Origin of the sequence: uncultured Roseovarius sp., assembly GCF_913057115.1 — a bacterium.
Taxonomy (GTDB): Bacteria; Pseudomonadota; Alphaproteobacteria; order Rhodobacterales; family Rhodobacteraceae; genus Roseovarius.
The window spans coordinates 53,171-59,358 of record NZ_CAJXNN010000023.1; the positions used below are offsets into that span (position 1 = coordinate 53,171).

Here is a 6,188-nt window from a genome sequence, read left to right on the forward strand (position 1 = left end):
GTGTTCTCGCTTACGAGAGAGGTCTTAGAGGAGACCTTCGCGCTGGGCTTTCTTGCGTGCCAGTTTACGGGCACGACGGATCGCTTCAGCTTTCTCGCGCGCTTTTTTCTCGGAGGGTTTCTCGAAATGTTGCTTGAGCTTCATTTCACGAAACACGCCTTCGCGCTGCAGCTTTTTCTTCAGGGCGCGGAGCGCCTGATCGACATTGTTGTCGCGAACACTAACCTGCATGTGGTGTCACCACCTTTCTAAGTTGATGTTGCATGGAATTGCAGGAAGTGGCCGTATAGCAAAGCGTCGCTCTTTTGTCTAGGGTGATGCGCAACCCGATGGAGGGAGCAAAATGACCGACCGCGAGACGATAACCGCGCTGCTGGAAGCGGCGAAACTGCATGTGCCTTTCGATGGCTGGAGTGCGGCGACTTTTGAGGCGGCGGTGGCCGATTCTGGTGTGGGACCGGGCGTGGCGCAGGCGGTTTGCCCGCGTGGGGCGGTTGACCTTGCCTTGGCCTACCACGCCGAGGGCGATGCCCTGATGCTGGAGCGGTTGACGGCGACGGACCTGAGCGAGATGCGCTTTCGTGACCGGGTGGCTTTTGCCGTGCGGGCGCGCTTGGAGGCGGTGGACGACCGCGAATTGGTACGCCGCGGCGTGACGCTCTTTGCCTTGCCGCAATATGCGGGCGACGGGGCCAAGGCGATTTGGGGGACCTGCGACAAGATTTGGGTGGCGCTTGGCGACACCTCGGAGGATGTGAATTGGTACACCAAGCGCGCCACGCTGTCGGGGGTCTATTCCTCGACCGTGCTGTATTGGTTGGGCGATGATAGCCCCGGGCATCAGGCGACATGGGAATTTCTCGACCGGCGGATTGACGATGTGATGCAGTTCGAGAAGGTCAAGGCACAGGTGCGCGACAACAAGCTGTTGAGTCAGGTCTTTGCCGGGCCGCTCAAGATATTGGACAAAGTGCGCGCGCCGCAGGCACATGCGCGGCACGATATGCCGGGCCAGTGGCGCGGCGAGTGAGGGAGAGCGGAATGAGCCAGACGATGAAGGCCGTGGAGATAACCCAGGCCGGTGGGCCGGAGGTGTTGCAGATCTGCGAGCGCCCGGTGCCGGAGGCGCGTGTCGGCGAGGTTGTGATCAAGGTGGAATGGGCCGGGGTGAACCGGCCCGATGCCTTGCAGCGCGCCGGTATGTATGCGCCGCCGCCCACGGCCAGCGATTTGCCGGGGCTTGAAGCCTCGGGCGAGATTGTCGCGGTGGGCGAAGGTGTCAGCGGTTGGGCCGTGGGCGACAAGCTTTGTGCGCTCTTGCCCGGTGGCGGCTATGCCGAATTTGTGGCGACGCCCGCGGCGCATTGTTTGCCGGTGCCTGAGGGCATGGGGATGCGCGAAGCGGCCTGTTTGCCTGAGACCTTTTTCACCGTCTGGTCGAATGTGTTTCAGCGCGGGGCTTTGAAAGCCGGGGAGCGGTTCTTGGTGCATGGCGGGTCGAGCGGGATTGGCACGACAGCCATTCAGCTGGCGCATGTGATGGGGGCGCGGGTGTTTGCTACGGCCGGGTCGGATGAGAAATGCGCCAAGTGTGTGGAACTGGGCGCGGAGCGGGCGATCAACTATCGCGATGAGGATTTCGTTGAGGTTTTGAAAGCGGAAGGTGGAGCCAACCTTATCTTGGATATGGTTGGTGGCTCGTATTTGCCCCGCAACCTCAAGGCTTTGGCTGAGGAGGGGCGCTTGGTGCAGATCGCGTTTTTGCAGGGCCCCAAGGTGGAGGTGAATTTTGCGCCGCTGATGATGAAGCGGCAGACGATCACCGGAAGCACCCTGCGCCCGCAGAGTGATCAGGCCAAGGCGGAGATTGCCGAGGAGCTGCGCGCGCATGTCTGGCCGCTGTTGGAGGCCGGACGCGTGGCACCGGTGATGGATTCGGAATTCCCCTTGGCCGAGGCGGCGGCGGCGCATGCCCATATGGAAGGCGGCGCGCATATCGGCAAGATCGTGTTGAAGGTGGGCTGAGGCCTTGGGCGCGCTGCATCTGGGGATCTTGGCGCTGGCCTTGGTCAGTGTTGTGGTGAGTGGCTATGCGGTGTGGCGCGACAAGCCGCTTGAGTGGCGGTTTTCCTTGCCTGCGGCGGTGGCGCCTGTTGGCGCGCCGGTGTTCGAGCGGGTGTTTGATTATTCGGTGTCCGAAGGGGTGGCCCATGCGCCTGCGATCCTGTTGGAGGAGGGCGGCGCGCGGATTGTGTGGTTCGAAGGCTCGGCCGAAGCGCAACCGGATGTGGACATTCATAGTGTTGAGCTGACGCGCGGGCCGGACGGCTGGCAGGCGGGCGAGTCTGCGGCCTATTTTACGCGGGATGACTTGGGCGCGGCGATGGAGCCGCGGCAGTTGGTGGTCACGCTGGGCAATGTGGTGGAGAACGAGGCGCGGGAGGCCTCGGTTTATGCCACGGTGGTTTCGGTCGGCGGGTGGGCCATGGCCTCGGTCGCAGAGGTTGAGATGGGCGCGGATGGGCCTGTTTCGGCGCGCAAGCTGAACCTGTCGCCGTTCCTTAACCGGTCGCATTTGGTGAAATCGCCGATGGTGGGGTATGCGGATGGAAGCCATGCCTTGCCGGCTTATTTCGAGATGGGCGGCACGCATGGGACCTTGGTGAGGTTTGATGAAGCGGGCCGGGTGCGCGATACGCGGCGGATTGCCGGGCCTGCGAAGATGATCCAGACGATGATCGTGCCCTTGGATGAGCGCCGCGCGGTGGCGTTTTTGCGGGATTTTGACCGCTCGGACCGGCTGTGGGTCTCGCGCACGGAGGACGGCGGGCAAAGCTGGAGTGTGGCGGAAAGGACCGAGATGGCGAACCCGAGCGCGCCGGTGGCGGCGGTGGGCTTGGGCGATGGACGTATCGTGATGGTGGCCAATGATCTGGAAGGTGCCGGGGATTTGCGGCTGTTGGCCTCCGACGATGAGGGCGCAAGCTGGCGGGTTTTGACGGTGGTGGAGCCGGATGCGGCCGGGGCGCGGTATCCGATGTTGCGGCGGGTGGGGGAGGATTTCCTGCTGACCTATTCGCATGACAACAAACGCGGTATTCGGGCGGTTGTGTTCAATGCCGCATGGGTGGCTGCGCAATGAGCGGGGTATTGGCGAATATCGCTTTGGGCATCGTTCTGGCTTGGGTTGTCTTTGCCTTGGCGGGTTGGGTTGTGACGCCGGGACTGGCCGTTGGTTTGGGTGTTGTGGTGGCTTTGGCGATGGTGGGCTTGGCGCGCGATACGCTTGTGCCCGGTGGACTGGTGGCGCTTTTGGCGCCTTTCGGGGTAATGCTACCGGCCTTGGCTTTGCGGCATATGGGGGGCAGTTTGGGCCTGCCGGTGGTGGCCTTCGGGACGGTTGAGATGATCGTTTTCCTTGGGCTTTATGTGGCGTTTCTGGCGGCCTCGATGGGGGTTTTGCCGGTGGATCCTTATCGGCTGGGGTATGCGCCGGTCCCTGTGGGGGTCATGGTTTTGGTATTGTGCCTTTATGGCGCTTTGACGGGCAATCCGTTCCTGCCGCTGGTGGCGGTTTTGGGGCAGGTGGCTTGGGTCATGGGCTGGGGTAGCAGCAATTGGTTTGATTACGTTCTGCATGTGGTGATGGTGCCTGTGGCGGTCATTGTTTTGGTGCAAAGGGCCTTGGGCGGATGAGCCTTTTGGAGAAGGTATCGCGCCGCTGGCGGTTGTGGCGTGAGGGACGGCGGTTTGCGCGGTCTTTACGGCATGTGCAGGGTACGACGGGGCCGTTGGGGGAGCCCGGTGACGTGGTGGTTGTCGCGCTGGTGCGCGACGGGGCGTATTATCTGGACGCGTTTCTTAGATTCTACCGTGACCTTGGCGCGGCGGGCTTTGTCTTTTGCGACAATGGGTCGAGTGATGGGACGCTGGAGCGCTTGGCGGGGGAGGTGGATTGCGTGGTATTGCAATCGACCCTGCCGTGGGGCGAGGTCGAAAACCGCTTTCGCAACCATGCCGCCAAGCTGCATTGCGCGGGGCGCTGGTGCCTTTATGCGGATATGGATGAGCATTTCACCTTTGAAGGGGCCGAAAAGATCGGGTTGCCCGGATTGGTGCGGTATCTGGAACGGCAGGGCCATACGGCGCTTGTGGCGCAGATGGTAGAGATGTTTCCCGAAGGGGTTTTGCAGGCGGCGGCCGGTTGGTCCTTTGTCGAGAGTCTGGAGCGGTTTCGGTTTCACGATCTGCGCGGCGTGGAGCGGTATGATTACCATTCGCCAGAGGTGTCGTTTCGTTATGCGCTTGGCCGGAACCGCGTGACCAATGATCGGATCAAGATCTTGTTTGGTGGGGTGCGCAAGCGCGTGTTCGGTGAGGACTGTTGCCTGACCAAGCATCCATTGGTTTTCGTGGGCGAAGGCGTTGAGCCGGGGGTGCATCCGCATGCCAGCGCCGGGGTCATTTGTGCCGATTTCACCGGGTTGATCCGGCATTACAAATTCGCGGGCGATGCGGCGGCGCGCGATGCCGATACGCTGGCGCGGGGGGTGAGTGTGCATGGTGAAGATGCCAAGCGGCTGGAGGCTTTGGGCGATGCGGGGTTGAGCCTTTGGTCAGACGCGGCGCGGGAGGATTTGAGTTTCGCGGCGCTAGAGGTTGAGGGGGTCATGGTACGCTCGGATAGGTATTTGCGGTATCTGGAGGATGGCGCATGAGCCTTGAGCGTTTGGCGATTGTCATTATCGGGCGCAACGAAGGCGCGCGGTTTCTGGCCTGTCTGGAGGCTTTGCCCGAGGGCGTGGGGCAGGTGATTTACGTTGATTCCGGGTCGACCGATGGGAGCATCGAGGCGGCGCGGGAGCATGGCGCGGAGGTGGTTGATCTGGACCGGGGGCAGCCCTTTACGGCGGCGCGTGCGCGCAATGCGGGGATTGCGCGGATTGCGGGCGCGGAGTGGGTGCAGTTTCTGGATGGGGATTGCGCGCTGCGCGAGGGGTGGATCGAGGCGGCTTTGGCGCGGTTGCAGGGGGATGAGGGCTTGGCCGTGGTTTGTGGGCGGCGGCGGGAGCGGTTCCCGGAGGCGAGCGTTTTCAATCGGCTTTGCGATGCGGAATGGGATACGCCGATTGGCCCGGCCTTGGCCTGTGGCGGCGATGCGATGATGCGGGTGAGCGCGTTACGAGCTGTGGATGGCTATAACGGTGGATTGATCGCCGGCGAGGAGCCGGAACTGTGCGTTCGGTTACGCGCGGCGGGCTGGCGGATTGAGCGGCTGGATGCGGAGATGACATGGCATGACGCCGCGATGACGCGCTTTGGCCAGTGGTGGACGCGGACCAAGCGGGCGGGCCATGCCTTTGCCGAAGGCGCGGCCCTGCATGGTGCGCCGCCGGAGCGGCATTGGGTGCGCGAGACCCGACGGGCGCTTTTGTGGGGGGCGGTGTTGCCCTTGGTGATTTTGACGGCGCTGTTCGTGTCGCCTTGGTTGGCTTTGGTGTTGGCGCTGGCCTATCCGGCGCAGGTTGTGCGGCTGGGCCTGCGGGATGGGGATTGGCAGCGGGCCTTTTTCAACGTGCTTGGCAAGTTTGCCGAGGCGCAGGGCGCGTTGGGCTATTACCTGTCGCGGCTGAGGGGGCGAAAACAGGGGCTTGTGGAATACAAGTGATCAGGCGCGGTTGCGCCGGGCCTCAAGCATCCGGCCGGGCAGGACGGCGAGGCATTTGAGGTAGCGGGGACCAAGGCGCAGGGGGCTGGAAAGCGCGCGCCAGAGCCATTCCATTTTCAGCTTACGGACCCAGCGGGGGGCGCGGCGTTGGTGGCCTGCGATGAAATCGAGGCCTGCGCCGATGGAGGCAAAGCCGGTATTCGGCGCAAGGGTGCGGGCACGCGCGGCAAGGGTTTCTTGTTTCGGCGCGCCGAGGGCGAGGAAACACAGCGCGATGCCTTGGGCGTGCAGATCGGCGCAGATTTGCGCGGCGGCCTCGCCCTGTGGGTCAAAGCCCATGGCCGGGGCGTGGGTATAGGCAACGGTGAGGCCGGGAATTTGCGCCATGAGGGTTTGGGCGGCTTTTTCCAAGGTCTTTTCGGTGCTGCCGACGAAGGCGACGGGGCGGTCGGTTTCGGCGGCCAGTTTGCAAAGCGGGACGATGAGTTCGGAGCCGGGCATGAGTTCCACGGGTTGGCGG

Annotated in this window: 8 protein-coding genes; 6 read left to right on the forward strand and 2 right to left on the reverse strand. The window is 63.2% G+C overall.

Translation table 11 applies throughout. From position 1 onward, the window contains the following. Positions 1-24: 24 nt before the first annotated feature. Positions 25-231, reverse strand: coding sequence for a 30S ribosomal protein S21 (gene rpsU / locus QZ498_RS11025; RefSeq protein ID WP_005614280.1), 207 nt, complete (start codon positions 229-231; stop codon positions 25-27). Positions 232-343: 112 nt separating this feature from the next. Between rpsU and QZ498_RS11030 the strand changes: the two genes are divergently transcribed. From QZ498_RS11030 to QZ498_RS11055, 6 genes are read left to right on the forward strand one after another with little or no spacing between them, the layout of a single operon-like run. Continuing rightward, positions 344-1,030, forward strand: a complete 687-nt coding sequence (locus tag QZ498_RS11030; protein WP_294622187.1) for a COQ9 family protein — start codon at positions 344-346, stop codon at positions 1,028-1,030. A gap of 11 nt (positions 1,031-1,041) precedes the next feature. Beyond that, the gene (locus tag QZ498_RS11035; RefSeq protein ID WP_294622189.1) at positions 1,042-2,025 is read left to right on the forward strand and encodes an NAD(P)H-quinone oxidoreductase; all 984 of its coding nucleotides are present in this window, start codon (positions 1,042-1,044) and stop codon (positions 2,023-2,025) included. Positions 2,026-2,029: 4 nt separating this feature from the next. Then, on the forward strand, positions 2,030-3,142 hold the full coding sequence (locus QZ498_RS11040) for an exo-alpha-sialidase (protein WP_294622191.1): 1,113 nt from the start codon (positions 2,030-2,032) through the stop codon (positions 3,140-3,142). Continuing rightward, positions 3,139-3,696 carry a hypothetical protein gene (locus QZ498_RS11045; RefSeq protein WP_294622192.1) on the forward strand — a complete coding sequence of 186 codons (558 nt, stop codon included), beginning with the start codon at positions 3,139-3,141 and terminating at the stop codon, positions 3,694-3,696. The genes QZ498_RS11040 and QZ498_RS11045 overlap by 4 nt, the downstream gene beginning before the upstream one ends. Next, complete coding sequence (locus QZ498_RS11050) at positions 3,693-4,718, forward strand: glycosyltransferase family 2 protein (RefSeq protein WP_294622194.1); 1,026 nt, start codon at positions 3,693-3,695, stop codon at positions 4,716-4,718. Before QZ498_RS11045 ends, QZ498_RS11050 begins: the two co-directional genes overlap by 4 nt. After that, on the forward strand, positions 4,715-5,668 hold the full coding sequence (locus tag QZ498_RS11055) for a glycosyltransferase (protein ID WP_294622196.1): 954 nt from the start codon (positions 4,715-4,717) through the stop codon (positions 5,666-5,668). Before QZ498_RS11050 ends, QZ498_RS11055 begins: the two co-directional genes overlap by 4 nt. Here QZ498_RS11055 and QZ498_RS11060 read toward each other — a convergent pair. Beyond that, positions 5,669-6,188 (reverse strand): WecB/TagA/CpsF family glycosyltransferase (locus tag QZ498_RS11060; RefSeq protein ID WP_294622198.1); only part of this gene is annotated, 520 nt, incomplete at its 5' end.